General features: G+C 76.7%; 1 protein-coding gene. It reads right to left on the reverse strand.

Features of this window, described 5'->3' with window-relative positions:
• Nucleotides 1–249 (reverse strand): (d)CMP kinase (locus AC0IVP_RS22010; RefSeq protein ID WP_471759293.1); only part of this gene is annotated, 249 nt, incomplete at both ends.

Consider the following 249-nt stretch of genomic DNA (forward strand, 5'->3'; position numbering starts at 1 on the left):
GTCCACCAGCAACCGCCGCACGGCGGGGACGGCGGACACCGGCGAGTCGGCCCGGGTCACCTCTCCCCCGCGGATCCGGGGGGCGACGTCGACGCCGTCGACGGTCACCGTCTCGGTGTCGGCGGACGTGCCGACCCGGATGTCGGCGGCCGCCCCCGTCCGCTCGACGGCGCCGGCGTCCTCCAGCTCGACGCCGGCGTCCAGGACGGCGTCGGTGGCCGACCGGTAAATGGCGCCGGTGTCCAGGTA

It is taken from the genome of Klenkia sp. AC732, from assembly GCF_979256525.1.